This window comes from Chryseobacterium sp. BGA-UO-ETr-SB22, assembly GCF_059567885.1.
In genome coordinates, this window is the sequence record NZ_JCAQOV010000005.1 from 317,858 (window position 1) to 333,901 (window position 16,044).

Here is a 16,044-nt window from a genome sequence, read left to right on the forward strand (position 1 = left end):
ATTCAATATAATGAAAACAAAAAAGCAACCCACAATTATTGCTTTTTCCACTCAAAAGGGAGGCGTAGGAAAAAGCACATTTACAACATTAATGGCAAGCATCCTTCATTATCGAATGGGATATCGGGTTGCCGTCTTTGATTGTGACTTTCCGCAGTACAGTTTACTCCAAATGAGGGAGCGGGATTTAAAAATGGTGATGCAGAATGAGATTTTAAAAAAGATGGCTCACAAACAATTTACGAGTATTAATAAAAAAGCTTATCCTATTTTTCAGAGTAAAACTGATCAGGTTTTACAAGAAATAGATATGTATGTTGATGGCTCGGAAATAACTCCTGACATTATATTTTTAGATCTGCCGGGAACTGTAAATACTGCTGGTATTTTAAAAACATTGATCAATGTCCATTATATTTTTTCTCCTATTACTGCAGATCGTCTCGTATTGGAAAGTACGCTAAGTTTCACCAATGTTCTAACCAATGTATTGATGAAAGAAACTCAAACAGGAATCCGGGCTATCCATCTTTTCTGGAATCAGGTGGATGGAAGAGAGCGGACGTTGCTTTACAAAAATTACAGTAAAGTGATTTCAGATTTAGGGCTGCCGCTTATGGAAACAACCATTACAGACAGTAAAAGATTTCGAAAAGAAGGGGAGACCATTACAAAGGCTGTTTTCCGATCAACTTTACTGCCTGCAGATCCTAAGCTGCTAGCACAATGCAGGTTGGATCAATTTATAAAAGAATTTTTAAGAATTGTAAAACTATAAAAGTATGGATCACGACAATAATAACAATCAAGATCACAGTATCGATGAACAATATCTGATGTCCATTATGGCTGGTAGCCCCAAGAAAGAAATTCCTGTAAAAAATGCAGATCCCAAAAAGGAGAAAGCTGTAACAAAAAATAAGTTGAAGAGTCAGAAAAGTAATGATACAAGTTATATGGAGCAGTTTCTTACGTATCATACAATGACTAAGCGTGGTGATAAAAGTATTTATATCCGTCCTGAATATCACGAACGCCTCTCACGCATTATTCAAATCATCGCCGATGACCAGATTCCCCTGTATGCTTATCTGGATAATATACTGGCTTATCATTTTGAAATGTTTGAAAAGGAAATTACTGATGATTTCAATAACAAATACCGTCCAATCTTTTAATCTATCATCTTATGGAACAAATAATTATCATCGGTTTATTAATCATTCTTGTTTTAGTTCTTGTAGACAAAAAATTTTCAATCAATATCCGTGGAAATGATAATGTTACTAAAACTAAGAATCTACCATCTATTATGGGAGATACGAAACAAAGAGAAAGACAAGCATCGCCAATCGATACGAATGAGAGACAAAATGAATCTACTTTACAAACAGAAAATAATTTTGAATCAGAAACCAGAGATGCTGAATTTGATACTATGGGTCAGACTAAAAATCTGGATGATATCCTAGTTACAAATGATGAATGGGAGCAGGAGAATGAAGATTGGAAATATGAGAACTCTACCGTTGAAAGCGGGTTTGCTACGGGGGTTACCTTCCAGGAATTGAGTACTGCGGGTCAGTTGCTTCAACAGAACGTGCTGAAGCCTGACTTAGAACGACAAGCAGTGGATATAATTCAAAAAATCCAAGGGACCGAGCTTTTTGATCTGTTAGAAAACTCTTTAGAAGATGCTTCAAAAAGAATTGCCAGTTTGTTAAACGAGAGTATTTCAAATAATGACAAGGCCGTTACTTCTAAGCATAATAATCCTGCAGATGGTTTCGATATAGGGGAGTTTGTATAGAACTCCCTTTTGTCTATATTAATGTTCGTGTTAAGTATAAACCTTTTTCTTTAGCCATAAACTTATTCTAACAAGCAATATTAAAACTGGTACTTCTACCAAAGGTCCTATAACACCTACAAATGCCTGTTGAGAGTGGATTCCAAAAACTGCAATCGATACTGCAATTGCCAATTCAAAGTTGTTTCCTGTTGCTGTAAAAGCTATCGAAGCATTTTTATCATAGGAGACTCCAAGCGATTTGTTGATAAAGAAACTCACAACGAACATTAGCACGAAGTATACCATTAATGGTATAGCTATTTTTACAACATCTGATGGTAATTCTAAAATCTTATCTCCTTTAAGACTAAACATAAGTACAATCGTAAATAAAAGCGCATATAAAGTCAGGGGAGATATAGTAGGAATAAATTTTCTATTATACCATTCTAAACCTTTTGATTTAATTAAAAAATAACGGCTCAAGAAACCTGCTAGAAAAGGAATTCCTAAATATATCAAAACACTTTCAGTAACGTCTCTCATGGATACGGTTACATTAAAATTAGCCAAACCTAATTTTTCAGGTAAGACATTAATAAAGAGCCAAACCATAAAACTGTAACTTAATACTTGAAATATACTGTTTAAAGCTACTAATAATGCACCATACTCACGATTACCTTTTGCTAAATCATTCCACACAAGCACCATTGCGATACATCTCGCTAAACCAATAAGGATTAAGCCAATCATGTAATTAGGTTCATCTCTCAGGAAAATAATTGCTAATATGAACATTAAAACCGGACCGATAATCCAATTCAGTAACAAAGAAATTCCAATTGCCTTTTTGTCTTGAAAAACTTTAGGTAACAATGAATAATCAACCTTTGCTAAAGGTGGGTACATCATAATGATTAAGCCAATTGCCAATGGAATATTTGTAGCTCCTATTGATAAGGAATTGGTAATATCAGAAATAGTAGGAAAGAAATGTCCTAACCCTATTCCTAAAAACATTGCCAAGAATATCCATAAAGTAAGAAACCTGTCAAGAAATTTTAATTTTGGTTGCATTTTATTTTTTTAATCTATTCCAACAACTTTGCTTCTTCTTTCCATAATCACATTATCTTTCCATACTCCTCCGAGCTTGCCTATCTTTTCTCGATAACCTATGATTCTGAATCCAACTATTTTATGCAATGCTATGGTTGCATCATTTTCCGCAAACATTCCTGATTGCAAAGTCCAAATGCCATTAGCTTCACTTTCTCTAATAACATTTTCCATTAAAATTTTACCCACTCCCTTTCCTCTATGTTTTTCAGCAATATAAATACTTACTTCTGCTACACCTTCATATACACAACGGCTACTAACTTTTGATAAAGCAACCCATCCTAATACATCATTATTATCAACAGCTATAAATCTGCTGTGCAATAGTTTACTGTCATTCCAAGTTTCCCATGTTGGCACTGAGGTTTCAAATGTTGCAATACCTGTTTCAATGCCTTGTTTGTAAATATTGGCAATATCTTGATAGTGATGTTTTTTGATTGAAATTATTTCCATTTTATTTTTTTATCTGTGAAAAGACATAGAACATTTCTGCACCAATCTGCAAACTTCTTTCATTGTAAACCGCCGTTTGTTCGGGCGTATTATCTGAAATTTTAGGGTCTTCAAACGTTATTGGAATGCGTTTATCTGCCCCTGCAATAAAAGGACATCCTCCATCTGCCTGAGAACAGGTCATAATCGCAACGAAACCACTAGTAGGATTAAATGAACTGTCATATCTCTTAGAAAAACCAATAATTGGGTGTTTATCTTCATCATACTTGATAGTGTATACAGGATTTTCTGTATAAGAAATTTTATTGATAAAAAGCCCCTGTTCTTGCAAAGTCTCTACAACTTTGGGAAACATAGCTGTTTCTTCTGTCCCTCCTGAATAACAAATTACATTCGACAAATTATAATAAACACTTGCAACCTGTGCCCAAACTTGTGACAAATGGCTTCTTCTTGAATTATGGGTACAAATAAAGTTAATGGTTACTTCTTTTTGTTCTTCAACCCTTTTTTGAATAAAATCAACTAATGGTGCTAAAGTAGCTTTTCTATCTTCGCTGATTTCCTGATTTTTCAATAACTCTATTGTTTTTAATAGTTTTGAATACATAATTTTATTTGAATTTAGCAACACCCAGAATTTGGAGTGCAACAAGAGGTTTGATTATTAGAAAGTTCAGATAAGTTTACTTTTTGTTTTTCAGCTGGAATTCCGCAAGCATCCTGAGCTAAGCACGCTGTTGTTTTATTTTTAAGAACAAAACTTTTCCCATTAAATTCCAAATCAAATTTGCCTATTGTAGTATTTTGATACTCAACTTCAATTTCATCATCTTCAATACCCAATTTTTCTTCTGATAGCTTAATAATATTTAAAAGTTTTGCGGGTTTTAGACGATGTTCAAAATCATCAGCATTCCACAATTGAAAGTTTACTACTTTTTCATTTCTGATTGTTCCGCCACAATCGATAAAATGTTTTGTTACCGTTCCTACTTCTGTTACATGGAAGTGTTCAGGAACAAAAGTTCCATTTTCTAATTGAAATTCAACATTATCTAATGTTGGTAAGATTTCTTTAATTTCTGATAGTTTCATAAATTTTTATTTATTGGTTAAATGCAATATTACGATATATGTGTTTAAAAAAAATGCCTTAACAGCATTTCTGATTTGCAGTTGTCAGAATAATATTTGAAAAATAATCTTTTAGTATTCCAAAAGTATTTTCATCAATACAGTAGCAAATCGCAGTTCCTTCAATATTCCCTTTTATAAGACCAGCATTCTTCAATTCTTTTAAATGTTGAGAAACCGTTGCCTGCGCTAATGGCAATTCGTTAACAATATCACCACAGATACAAGTATTTACTTTCAAAAGATATTCAATAATCGCAATTCTTGCGGGATGCCCTAATGCTTTTGCTATTATAGCAATTTTATTTTGTTCATCTGTAAAATGGTCGGTTTTGGTCGCTCCCATAATTTCGTAAAATAATTATATCGCAATATTACGATTAATTTTTAGAAATTCCAAAATTAATTTTTGTAGAAGTGGTTATATTACTATTTAAGTGCCACTAAAAGCCATTAACTTCCCACTGCTGACATTTCCCGATAAGTCTGTTTTTCCACGACAAATTTGTTCCCGATAGCTGCAAAGCGCAGTGTTTCCAAACAATTAAAATTTTAGAAATGGAAAAACAGAGAAAAAAACTGATGTATGCATTACTGGCAATCTTGATTGCTCCGCATGCTTTTTCACAAGGTAATGGAAGTGCCGGAATCAATGAGGCAACACAAATGGTCACTTCCTATTTCGAACCTGCTACCCAGCTTATTTATGCGATTGGTGCGGTTGTAGGGCTTATCGGAGGAGTAAAGGTTTATAACAAGTTCAGCAGTGGTGATCCGGATACGAGTAAAACTGCTGCAAGCTGGTTTGGAGCATGTATCTTCCTGATTGTCGCAGCGACAATTCTTCGCTCATTCTTCCTTTAAAATAATGATTATGAATACCTATCATATCAATAAAGGAATAGGAAGGACGGTAGAATTTAAGGGTCTTAAAGCACAATACCTTTTTATTTTCGCAGGAGGTTTGCTTGCGGTATTGATCTGTGTAATGATTATGTATATGGCTGGTGTCAATACATATCTCTGTCTCATCCTGGGAGCATCCTGCAGCGGACTCCTCATCTGGCAGACTTTCGCTCTGAACGGGAAATACGGAGAATATGGTCTGATGAAGTTGGGTGCACTCAAGAAACATCCCACCTACATTATCAGCCGTAAGTGTATCCACCGATATCTGAAAACTAACCGTAAAAAAGCAAACCTATGAGAAATTCTTCCAAGGCAGCAACGTTGGAAAGTAAATTTCCATTGCTGGCGATTGAAAATCATTGTATTATTTCAAAGGATGCTGATGTTACGGTTTGCTTTAGGGTACAACTTCCGGAATTATTTACCGTTGCTTCAGCTGAATATGAAGCGATGCACTCCTCATGGTTCAAAGCAATTAAAACGCTTCCCGACTATACGGTAATACATAAACAGGATTGGTTTATCAAAGAAAACTACAATCCTGATTTATCGATAGAAGATCATAGTTTTCTGTCAAAATCATTTGAAAGGCATTTCAATGAGAGACCATTTTTAAATCATTACTGCTATCTGTTCATCACGAAAACCAGCAAAGAGAGAATGCGGATGCAGAGCAATTTTTCTTCTCTCTGCAAAGGTAAACTGATTCCAAAAGAGATTAAGGACAAAGAAGTTATCAGTCGATTTCTTGAAGCTGTCGATCAGCTGGAAAGAATAATGAATGACAGTGGCTATATCCATCTCGAAAGAATGACTGAAGATGAGATATCAGGAACTGAAGATAGTTCAGGACTACTGGAGCAATATCTCACGTTGTCCCGTGAAGTCAAACCATCATTACAGGACATCAAATTAGGATCGGAAGAAATGCGAATCGGCAATAATCGGATCAGCATGCATACGTTATCGGATACTGAGGATTTACCGGGTACTGTATCATCGCATAGCCGTTATGAAAAGTTAAGTACAGATCGTAGTGACTGTCTTTTGTCTTTTGCTTCTCCCGTAGGACTTCTGCTAAACTGTAATCACATTTACAACCAGTATCTGTTCATTGATAACAGTGATGAAAACCTTCGCCAGTTCGAAAAGTCCGCAAGAAATATGCATTCACTGGCAAGATACAGCAGAGCGAATCAGATTAATAAAGAGTGGATTGAAAAGTATCTGAATGAGGCACATTCCTTCGGATTGCAATCTATCCGGGCTCATTTTAATGTAATGTCATGGTCAGACAACCCTCATGAGCTAAAGCAGTTAAAGAATGATACAGGAAGTGCGTTAGCGCTAATGGAATGCAAACCCCGCCACAACACAACGGATACAGCGACATTATATTGGGCAGGAATTCCAGGCAATGCGGGTGATTTTCCAAGTGAAGAAAGCTTTTATACATTTATTGAGCCTGCCATATGTTTTTTCACTGAAGAGACCAATTATCAAGATTCACCTTCACCATTTGGTATTAAGATGGCTGACCGTCTGACGGGAAAACCTATTCATCTGGATATCTCCGATCTGCCAATGAAGCAGGGGATCATTACCAACCGTAATAAGTTTATCCTTGGACCTTCAGGAAGTGGTAAATCTTTCTTCACCAATCACATGGTAAGGCAGTATTATGAGCAGGGTGCCCATGTTCTTCTTGTTGATACAGGAAATTCCTACCAGGGATTGTGTGAACTGATCAGAGGAAAGACGAAAGGTGAGGATGGAGTTTATTTTACTTATACCGAGGATAATCCGATTGCTTTCAACCCATTCTATACCGATGATGGTGTCTTTGATATTGAAAAAAGAGAGAGTATTAAAACACTGATTTTGACTCTATGGAAAAGAGATGACGAACCACCGACACGCTCAGAAGAGGTAGCATTGTCCAATGCAGTAAGTGGATATATTGAAAAAATAAAATCCAATGACCAACATCCATCTTTCAATGGATTCTATGAGTATGTCAAAGATGATTATCAGAAAGTACTGGAGCAGAAGAAAGTCAGGGAGAAAGACTTTGATATTGCCAACTTTCTTAATGTGTTGGAACCTTATTACAGAGGAGGCGAGTATGATTATCTGCTGAATTCGGAAAAGCAGCTGGACTTATTATCCAAACGTTTTATAGTCTTTGAAATCGATGCCATTAAAGATCACAAGATTCTCTTTCCAATAGTTACCATTATCATTATGGAAGTCTTCATCAATAAGATGCGAAGACTCAAGGGAATCAGAAAACTGATCTTAATCGAAGAAGCATGGAAGGCGATTGCGAAAGAGGGTATGGCCGAATATATCAAGTACTTATTCAAAACGGTCAGAAAATTCTTTGGGGAAGCAATCGTAGTGACTCAGGAAGTTGATGATATTATCCAGTCGCCGATTGTAAAGGAAAGCATTATTAACAACTCAGATTGTAAGATTCTTCTCGACCAGCGAAAGTACATGAACAAATTCGATGATATTCAGGCTATGCTGGGATTAACTGATAAAGAAAAGTCTCAAGTACTGTCAATCAACATGAACAATGATCCCAAAAGACTGTATAAGGAAGTATGGATTGGATTAGGAGGAACGCATTCTGCGGTCTATGCTACTGAAGTTTCCACAGAGGAATATCTCGCTTACACTACTGAAGAAACAGAAAAGATGGAAGTGATGAATCTTGCATCAGAACTTGATGGGAATGTGGAACACGCCATCAAGCGGATCTCTCTCAAGAGAATCAAATCGAATACGAAAAACAACTAAATCAATTAAAATTTTACAACAATGAAAAATTTAATCATTAAAACAGTAATGGTAGCATTCTTTGCTACCTTGACCTATGCAAAAGCACAATTTGTAGTAACTGACCCTGCTAATCTGGCATCAGGTATTCTGAACTCTGCCAACGAAATTGTACAGACTTCATCGACGGTATCCAATGTCGTAAAAAACTTCAATGAAGTTAAAAAGGTGTATGAGCAGGGCAAAGAATATTATGACCAGCTGAAGGCTATCAATAATCTGGTAAAAGATGCCAGAAAAGTACAGCAGACAGTCCTATTGGTGGGCGATGTTTCGGAGATGTATGTCAATAATTTCGGTAAAATGCTAAATGACCCCAACTTTAATGCACAGGAGTTAGCATCTATTGCCAATGGTTATTCTGCTCTTCTCACGGAAAGTACGGAGCTGCTGAAAGAACTAAAAGAGATTATTACTTCAAATGGCCTCTCGCTTAATGATAAGGAAAGAATGGATGTTATTGACCGGGTGTATAAAGAAGTTAAAGCTTATCATAATCTGGTACGGTACTACACCAATAAGAATATTTCGGTAAGTTATCTCAGAGCAAAAAAACAGAACAACACCCAAAGGGTGTTAGATCTTTACGGGACTTCCAATCAAAAATACTGGTAACATGGAACCGAACAATTTACACGAAGTACTGCGTTCTGTTTACGGAGAAATGATGCCGATGTGCGCCGATATGGCTGCAGTCGCAAAAGGAGTTGCCGGTCTAGGAGCCTTGTTCTATGTGGCATTAAAAGTCTGGCAGTCATTGAGCCGTGCGGAGCCTATTGATTTGTTTCCCATGCTGAGACCTTTTGCCATAGGTATCTGCATTATGTTTTTCTCGACACTAGTCTTAGGAAGTCTGAATGGTGTGATGAGTCCCATTGTTCAGGGCAGTCATTCAATGCTTGAGAATCAGGTTCTGGATATGAACGAGCTGCAGCAGAAAAAGGATCTATTGGAGCGGGAAGCCATGCTTAGAAATCCGGAGATGGCTTATCTTATTTCAAACGAAGAATTTGACAAAAAGCTGGAAGAATTGGGATGGTCACCTTCGGATCTGGTCACCATGTCGGGAATGTATATTGAAAGGGAAATGTTTGCCATCAAGAAAGATATCCGGGACGGCTTTCGTGAATTTTTGGAGATTCTTTTTCAATCAGCAGCATTGGTTATCGATACCATCAGGACCTTCTTTCTTATTGTCCTTTCAATCTTGGGACCTATTGCCTTTGCCATTTCCGTCTGGAATGGATTTCAGACTACTTTAAGTCAATGGCTGACAAGATATATCAGTGTTTACCTATGGCTGCCTGTTGCTGATATATTCAGTGCTATACTTGCCAAGATACAGACTTTGATTTTAGAAAGGGATATCGAAATGCTGGCAGATCCTACGTTCATTCCTGATACTTCTAATACCGTGTACATTATTTATATGGTAATCGGTATCATCGGCTACTTTACAGTGCCAACTGTTACAGGGTGGATCATTCAGGCAGGAGGTGCCGGCAATTTTATGCGCAATGTGAACCAGACTGCCACGAAATCAGGCAATGTTGCAGGAGCGGCAGTAGGTTCAGCAACAGGAAATATTTCGGGAAGATTATTAAAATAAAAATGTAGTGGTATGGAATTTAAAACCTTAAGAAATATTGAAAGCAGCTTTAAGCAGATCCGCTTGTTTACGTTCGTTTTTGCTATGTTGTGTTTTGGAGTAGTAGGGGTCGTGGTATTCAAATCCTATCAGTTCGCTGAAGAACAACGTGAGAAAATCTATGTGCTGGACAATGGTAAATCTTTAATGGTTGCCCTTTCTCAGGATATGTCGATTAACAGACCTGTTGAAGCAAGAGAGCATGTGAGACGATTTCATGAATTGTTCTTCACGATAGCACCTGATAAGAATGCTATTGAAAGCAATGTAAAAAGGGCTTTTAATTTGGCTGATCAATCAGCATTCAATTACTATAGAGACCTTCAGGAAAAAGGTTACTATAACAGAATCATTTCAGGTAATATTCAGCAGAGAATTGAGGTGGACAGTGTCGTTGCCAACTTTGAAAGTTACCCTTATGACGTAAAGACGTACGCAAGACAATTTATTATCAGATCCAGCAATCTTACCATCAGAAATTTAGTTACCAACTGTTCACTGGTTAATTCGGTACGGTCTGACAGCAATCCTCAGGGGTTTACCATTGAAAAATTCAACGTGCTTGAAAATAGAGATGTTGAAACTGTTGAACGCTAAAATAACTGCAATGAAAAAACTAAGAGATACAATAGAAAATTATGTTGTAAAGGTTGAAAGCCGTTGGAAAGTTCTTCCAGTAGGGCGACAAAAATTTCTAACCAAGGTTTTCTTTGGTAGTTATGTTTTGCTGACAATTATTGTCATTATCAATGTTTTCATTTCTACAAATCAAAGAAGTAATACCATGTCTATCAATCATATTGATGGTATTTCTAAGAAATCTATCGAAAAAGATTCTGGACAGAATGATGCAGTAGAACCACTCATTAAAAAATAGAATATGAAAGACTCAGAGAAAATTAAAGTGACCGAAAATGATCTCTCACAAAATTCCAACGGAGTGAGTGACCCTCCCAAAGTGCAGTGGGAAAGACTGAAGAAGCCTATCATCTATTTTTTGATGGCTGCCGTATGTGCGTCATGCTTTTACCTCATTTTTAAACCAAAAGCCAACAATACTAATATTGATGAGAGTGGTTTTAATGCTGCCATTCCGCAGGCAAAAGAAGGACAGTTGCAGTCTGATAAGCAAAAGGCTTATGAGCAGCAGTTGTTAGAGCAAAAGAACGAAGAGAAAAGAAAGGCTGTAACCACCTTATCCGATTATTGGAATGACCAAAGCGATTCAAATTCTAATAACAATCCATCAAGTGTAGCGGCTAGAACAAGTATTCTTCAGCAATCAGATCAGAATGCTCTGAACAGCTATCGCAATTCCCAACAAACCTTGAGTTCATTTTATGGTCGGGATGATCACGAAGTCAATAATTTGAGGAAAGAAATTTCAAGATTGAAGAATGAAGCGATGCAAAATAATGCTGTTCCTGCTGGCTTAGGAATAAATAATCAGCTAGAACTCATGGAAAAATCATATCAGATGGCAGCTAAGTACCTTCCAACGACTTCAAAACAGGAAGAGCCGGCACCAAAGGAAGAGGTGGAAATACCAACTGAAAAGAAGATTAAATTGACTTCAGTAAAACCAGCACATCCCACTATTGTTTCTTCATTGTACAGAGAGCCATCAGATAGTGTCTTTATTGCAGGTTTAAATCAGAATAAATTTTATGACAGTCAAAATGATTCAGAGAAATTAGTTCAAGCAAAAAACGCAATAAGGGGTGTGGTCTATGAAACTAAGACTTTGGTAAACGAAAGTACAGTATCCATTAGGATTTCAGAAGCGATGCAACTCGGACGAACCGAAATCCCAGCAGGGAGTTTGCTAATTGCGGTAAGTAAATTTCAGGGCGGGCGGCTTCAGTTAAAAATATCCTCCATTCGATATAAGGCGAATGTCTATCCTGTAGAAATCAATGTTTATGACAATGATGGACAATTGGGTTTATATGTTCCTTATTCACCGGAACAAGATGCGGTAAGCGATATTGTAGCTAACATGAGCCAGACTTCCGGTACCAATATTATGATGACTCAATCAGCAGGACAACAGATTGCAGCTGATCTTAGCAGGGGAGTCGTACAGGGATTGTCAGGCTATTTTCAAAAAAGAGTCAGACAATTGAAAGTCACTGTAAAAGCGAGCCATCAGGTATTACTCTTACCCAAAAATAACTAATCAAAAAATTAAAAAATGAATACACAAAAGAGCCATTATATTCTCATTATGCTATTACTTCTGTTGGCAAGCAAGATATTTGGTCAGGATTCTGTGACAACTTATATTTCCTTGGAACAGGCAAAATTGGAACCTTTCAAAATGCAGGTCGCCTACAGTAAAACAAGCCACGTGATTTTTCCATCACCGATACGATATGTTGATCTGGGGAGTGAACTGTTAGTTGCCAATAAGGCAGAGCCTATCGGAAATGTTCTCCGGATTAAATCGGCTGTGAGAGATTTTGAAGAGGAAACCAATTTTTCGGTCATTACTGAAGATGGAAAATTTTACAATTTTGATGTGTCTTACAGTTCTTATCCGGAAATACTCAGCTATGATTTAGTAAAACTTCAAAGGGGTATTGAACGGCAATATACTACTGATGTATTGTTTGAGGACCTTAAAGGAAGCTCGACTACTCTGACAGAGCTTATTATGGAAAATCTCTACAAGAAAAGCAACAGAACTACTAAACATATTGTTTCAAAAAGTTATGGAATTGAGTTTTCGGTCAGGGCACTCCACGTTAATGAAAGCAAATTTTATTTCACATTGCAGATTGAGAATCAAAGTAATGTGGCATATAGTATTGAATGGGTCAACTTTAAAATTGTTGACAAGAAGAATTTAAAACGAACGGTTGTTCAGGATAGGGTATTAGAAAAGGTTCGTACCTATTTCCCGCAAATGACAGCAGCTGATCATTCAAACATAAAAGGGGTTTATCTGCTGGATCAGTTTACTCTTTTAAAAGATCAGGTGCTGGAAATCGAAATTCTGGAGAAGAACGGGGGAAGACATCAGAAGATACAGCTTGAAAATTCAGATCTGATTCGTGCAAGATTGATAAAGAGTTTAACCATAAAAACAAAGTAAGATGAACAAAATTTTTTTAGCAGTCATCTTAACGATTGCATTGAACAGCAGAACATTTGCTCAACAAATGATTCCTGGACAGACAGGTGTTGAATTTTCATATTCAGTATTTCCAAAATCTCCTGAAAATCAAAATTATGCGCTAAGTGCGGGGCTTGTTTCTTACCTAAGGAATGGTAATTACTTTTTTGGACTGGCAGAATATAGCATAAAGTATTATGAATACACCAACTATAATATTCCGATAGATACTTTCCTGCTGGGCGGTGGTTACAGTTTTTATGTATGGGGAGAGTTCACACGCACAGTCAATCTTAACCTTGGAATCGGAGGCCTTGCAGGTTACGAACAGGTTAATAGGGGCAATGAATTGCTATATGACTGTTCATTGTTAACAGCAACAGATAATTTTATTTATGGAGCAAATGGTAAGCTATCCATTGAAAGTTATCTGACGGATCACTTGGTTTTTCTGGTCAATGGACAACTGCGGTTTTTGAAAAATAGTCAAATGGCTCAGTTTTACTCCCTGGTAGGAGTTGGAATAAGATATAATTTTTAAAATATTTACAATGAAAAATATAGTTAATAATAAAATAGGAATGCTATTTAAACTTTTCATCATGGTAGTTATGGTGGGGTTGCATGTACAATCATGTGAAAAAGATGATTTAGAAATTCAACAGAATTTTCCTTTTGAGGCAGAGGTGATGCCTGTTCAGAAGTACGTTTCTAAAGGTGAAACTGTAGAAATCAGATGTCGTATTATTCCCAATGGAAATTATACAGGAACCACTTATTCAATACGATATTTTCAGTCCGAAGGTCAGGGAAGTCTTCGTTTATTTAACGATCCATCCTTTGTTCCTAATGATTTCTATCCGTTAACTGAAAAGGAATTCAGGTTGTACTATACTTCTGAATCTACAGTTTCCCAAAGTTTTGATATTTGGGTCTTATGTGGTATACCACATAATATCCATTATGTTGTGTAGGCATTTATGTTAGTGTTCCAGAGGTTTTTCTGCTAATACCTAAAAATAAGCGATATAATTATCTGGAACACAACATAATAATCTACCAAATTAAAGATTATTTAAAAAAGTCATTAGGTCATCATTATTTTTCCAATGTGTCCTTTTTTTGTCCACAGATACTTCGCAGGCACTTAAAGCCTTCGCTTTCATTTCAATATCTATTTCAGCATAAATATTCGTTGTATTGATAGAAACGTGTCCAAGCCATGCCCGAATAGTATTAATGTCTACACCAGATTGTAATAGATGCGTTGCTGTAGTATGCCTTATAGTATGCGGACTGACGGTTTTTTTTGATATGGATGGGACTTTTAAAGAAGCTCTTTCCGTATATTTTTCAATCACGTTATAAATGCCGAAACGGGTCATTGATTGCTTCTGCCTATTAATAAAAAGATTCTCAGAAGGGTCTCTTGCGTTTGAAAGTATTGTTAATTGGTCCACTGTCTCCTGCCAAAGAGGACATCGTCTTTGTTTATTCCCTTTTCCTTTAATTAAGACAGTTGATATCTCGTTTTTTCTCTGAGCAAGACTAAGATTAGAGATAGTCATCTGAGCAACTTCGTTAGCCCTTGCCCCGGTATTATAAAGTAAAAGAATAAGCGCATAATCTCGCTGTCCTTGTTTCGTTTGCTTTTCAGGTTCATCCAGCAGGGCATCCATTTCTGACCGGTCGAGATAGGTTATTGTCTTTTGAGGCCCTTTTTTAATCGGTATAAGTTTTATCATTCTAACCCATTCTATATAATCTATGCAATTTTGGCCGACGAATTTTGCAAAGGAATTAATAGCCGCTAGGCGCTGGTTGCGGGTAGATATGGAACATTTTCTTTCTGTTTCGATATTTGAGAGAAAGTTTTTGATCAAATCAGCATTTAGATCTTCAATCATCAATTTGTCAATAGATTTATTTCTCAATTTCGAGGCATATGGTATTATCAGCCGCAAGGTATCCCTATAACTTGCAAGCGTATTAGCCGAAAGATTTCTATTGTTGATCACATATTCGGTCAAAAATCTCCTGACCCACGTGCTTAGGTATTTTATATTTTTCATAATCGATTTTCATTTGCATAATGGTTAAATTTTTTATTCGCCTCTTCAAGCAATTTGTTGGTCATAGAAAGGTATACAGATGTATAGTCCAAACGATGATGCCCCAGGAATGTTGATAATACAGGTAAAAGTATCTGTACGTCTTTCCCCTCTTCATACCAGCTAATTAACCTATTTGTCGCAAATGTATGCCGAAGATCATAAATCCTAGGCTGATAAACTGCTCCATCAGTCCTCTTAATACCAGCTTCTAACCGTATTTTGGAGAAAATAGCATCCAGCAATGACCCTCCAAATGGTTTATTACCCTTCCATACAAACAAATAAGAACCAGAATCTTGTGTGATACATTTTTCTTTTCGATGCAGAAGATAATGGATAATGATATCTTTAATCTGCTGGTTAAAAGTTACATAACGGGTTTTATAAAATTTTGATTGTTCAATTAGTATTGTTTTTTTAGCTAAATCAATATCTTTAAGTTTAATTAAGAGCACTTCTCTTCTTCTCAGTGCCATGGTGTATGTTAAAATCAATATAGTCCGTATCATGACAGGATCTACTTGAGAAGGCCCCTTTTGATAAGTCAAAGCCGAATCAAAAAGACTTTTCAATTCTTTATTACTGTAGATGTAAGGAATGTATTTTGCAGGTTTTTGTGGAGAGAAATCGGGTAATGGGATTTCAAAAATGTATCTCTTTAATTTGGCGTAATTAAACAATCCTCTGATTACAGTCCGTTTCGAAAACCAGCTGTTTGTTATCATTCCTTTTTTTCCAACTAGAAAGACCAGCACCATCTCTGTAGTAACATCTTTAACATTGATATTGGCACCCATTTCTCTTGAGAATTGTTTTAACAGATATTTAAGCTGAATAGTACAAGACTCTCCTAATGAATCCCTATATTCAATATAGCTATTTACTAAATCTTGCATTT

General features: G+C 36.3%; 21 protein-coding genes. 14 read left to right on the forward strand and 7 right to left on the reverse strand.

All coding sequences use genetic code 11. The annotated features are described in order from the left end of the window. The first annotated feature begins 10 nt into the window (after window positions 1-10). From AC57AW_RS08685 to AC57AW_RS08695, 3 genes are read left to right on the forward strand one after another with little or no spacing between them, the layout of a single operon-like run. A complete protein-coding gene (locus tag AC57AW_RS08685; protein ID WP_336688094.1) occupies window positions 11-778 on the forward strand; it encodes a ParA family protein in 768 nt (255 codons plus the stop codon). A 4-nt stretch (window positions 779-782) separates the two neighbouring features. Beyond that, window positions 783-1,178, forward strand: coding sequence for a DUF3408 domain-containing protein (locus tag AC57AW_RS08690; RefSeq protein WP_496351540.1), 396 nt, complete (start codon window positions 783-785; stop codon window positions 1,176-1,178). 11 nt (window positions 1,179-1,189) lie between these two features. Continuing rightward, window positions 1,190-1,810 (forward strand): hypothetical protein, encoded by a 621-nt coding sequence (locus tag AC57AW_RS08695; protein ID WP_336688096.1) that lies wholly within the window; start codon window positions 1,190-1,192, stop codon window positions 1,808-1,810. Window positions 1,811-1,840: 30 nt separating this feature from the next. On the opposite strand, the gene arsB is transcribed toward AC57AW_RS08695, so the two are convergent. From arsB to AC57AW_RS08720, 5 genes are read right to left on the reverse strand one after another with little or no spacing between them, the layout of a single operon-like run. Then, window positions 1,841-2,872, reverse strand: a complete 1,032-nt coding sequence (gene arsB, locus AC57AW_RS08700; protein WP_496351541.1) for an ACR3 family arsenite efflux transporter — start codon at window positions 2,870-2,872, stop codon at window positions 1,841-1,843. 9 nt (window positions 2,873-2,881) lie between these two features. Further along, the gene (locus AC57AW_RS08705; RefSeq protein ID WP_496351542.1) at window positions 2,882-3,373 is read right to left on the reverse strand and encodes a GNAT family N-acetyltransferase; all 492 of its coding nucleotides are present in this window, start codon (window positions 3,371-3,373) and stop codon (window positions 2,882-2,884) included. Window position 3,374: 1 nt separating this feature from the next. Further along, window positions 3,375-3,986 carry an arsenate-mycothiol transferase ArsC gene (locus tag AC57AW_RS08710; RefSeq protein WP_496351543.1) on the reverse strand — a complete coding sequence of 204 codons (612 nt, stop codon included), beginning with the start codon at window positions 3,984-3,986 and terminating at the stop codon, window positions 3,375-3,377. Between the two features lie 14 nt (window positions 3,987-4,000). Further along, window positions 4,001-4,474, reverse strand: a complete 474-nt coding sequence (locus tag AC57AW_RS08715; RefSeq protein ID WP_496351544.1) for a DUF6428 family protein — start codon at window positions 4,472-4,474, stop codon at window positions 4,001-4,003. 58 nt (window positions 4,475-4,532) lie between these two features. Beyond that, window positions 4,533-4,859, reverse strand: a complete 327-nt coding sequence (locus tag AC57AW_RS08720) for an ArsR/SmtB family transcription factor (RefSeq protein WP_496351545.1) — start codon at window positions 4,857-4,859, stop codon at window positions 4,533-4,535. A gap of 212 nt (window positions 4,860-5,071) precedes the next feature. Here AC57AW_RS08720 and AC57AW_RS08725 point away from each other — a divergent pair, with 212 nt between their 5' ends. From AC57AW_RS08725 to AC57AW_RS08775, 11 genes are read left to right on the forward strand one after another with little or no spacing between them, the layout of a single operon-like run. Continuing rightward, on the forward strand, window positions 5,072-5,377 hold the full coding sequence (locus tag AC57AW_RS08725; protein WP_345989914.1) for a DUF4134 domain-containing protein: 306 nt from the start codon (window positions 5,072-5,074) through the stop codon (window positions 5,375-5,377). Window positions 5,378-5,387: 10 nt separating this feature from the next. After that, on the forward strand, window positions 5,388-5,720 hold the full coding sequence (locus AC57AW_RS08730; RefSeq protein WP_496351546.1) for a DUF4133 domain-containing protein: 333 nt from the start codon (window positions 5,388-5,390) through the stop codon (window positions 5,718-5,720). After that, window positions 5,717-8,227 (forward strand): TraG family conjugative transposon ATPase, encoded by a 2,511-nt coding sequence (locus AC57AW_RS08735; protein WP_496351547.1) that lies wholly within the window; start codon window positions 5,717-5,719, stop codon window positions 8,225-8,227. Before AC57AW_RS08730 ends, AC57AW_RS08735 begins: the two co-directional genes overlap by 4 nt. A 21-nt stretch (window positions 8,228-8,248) precedes the next feature. After that, entirely contained in the window at window positions 8,249-8,881 is a 633-nt protein-coding gene (locus AC57AW_RS08740) for a DUF4141 domain-containing protein (RefSeq protein ID WP_496351548.1), read from the forward strand. 1 nt (window position 8,882) lies between these two features. Next, window positions 8,883-9,875 carry a conjugative transposon protein TraJ gene (traJ, locus tag AC57AW_RS08745; RefSeq protein ID WP_496351549.1) on the forward strand — a complete coding sequence of 331 codons (993 nt, stop codon included), beginning with the start codon at window positions 8,883-8,885 and terminating at the stop codon, window positions 9,873-9,875. A 12-nt stretch (window positions 9,876-9,887) separates the two neighbouring features. Continuing rightward, entirely contained in the window at window positions 9,888-10,511 is a 624-nt protein-coding gene (gene traK / locus AC57AW_RS08750) for a conjugative transposon protein TraK (protein WP_496351550.1), read from the forward strand. A gap of 10 nt (window positions 10,512-10,521) precedes the next feature. Then, the gene (locus AC57AW_RS08755) at window positions 10,522-10,791 is read left to right on the forward strand and encodes a hypothetical protein (protein ID WP_496351551.1); all 270 of its coding nucleotides are present in this window, start codon (window positions 10,522-10,524) and stop codon (window positions 10,789-10,791) included. A gap of 3 nt (window positions 10,792-10,794) precedes the next feature. Then, entirely contained in the window at window positions 10,795-12,093 is a 1,299-nt protein-coding gene (gene traM / locus AC57AW_RS08760) for a conjugative transposon protein TraM (RefSeq protein WP_496351552.1), read from the forward strand. 15 nt (window positions 12,094-12,108) lie between these two features. Beyond that, window positions 12,109-13,011 (forward strand): conjugative transposon protein TraN, encoded by a 903-nt coding sequence (gene traN, locus AC57AW_RS08765; RefSeq protein ID WP_428140505.1) that lies wholly within the window; start codon window positions 12,109-12,111, stop codon window positions 13,009-13,011. 1 nt (window position 13,012) lies between these two features. Further along, the gene (locus AC57AW_RS08770; RefSeq protein WP_496351553.1) at window positions 13,013-13,573 is read left to right on the forward strand and encodes a conjugal transfer protein TraO; all 561 of its coding nucleotides are present in this window, start codon (window positions 13,013-13,015) and stop codon (window positions 13,571-13,573) included. Between the two features lie 10 nt (window positions 13,574-13,583). Next, entirely contained in the window at window positions 13,584-14,006 is a 423-nt protein-coding gene (locus AC57AW_RS08775; RefSeq protein ID WP_496351554.1) for a DUF3872 domain-containing protein, read from the forward strand. A 90-nt stretch (window positions 14,007-14,096) separates the two neighbouring features. On the opposite strand, the gene AC57AW_RS08780 is transcribed toward AC57AW_RS08775, so the two are convergent. Together AC57AW_RS08780 and AC57AW_RS08785 are read right to left on the reverse strand one after the other, a co-directional pair. Beyond that, window positions 14,097-15,104 carry a tyrosine-type recombinase/integrase gene (locus tag AC57AW_RS08780; RefSeq protein ID WP_496351555.1) on the reverse strand — a complete coding sequence of 336 codons (1,008 nt, stop codon included), beginning with the start codon at window positions 15,102-15,104 and terminating at the stop codon, window positions 14,097-14,099. After that, the gene (locus AC57AW_RS08785; RefSeq protein ID WP_496351556.1) at window positions 15,101-16,042 is read right to left on the reverse strand and encodes a tyrosine-type recombinase/integrase; all 942 of its coding nucleotides are present in this window, start codon (window positions 16,040-16,042) and stop codon (window positions 15,101-15,103) included. The genes AC57AW_RS08780 and AC57AW_RS08785 overlap by 4 nt, the downstream gene beginning before the upstream one ends. Between the last annotated feature and the right edge of the window lie 2 nt (window positions 16,043-16,044).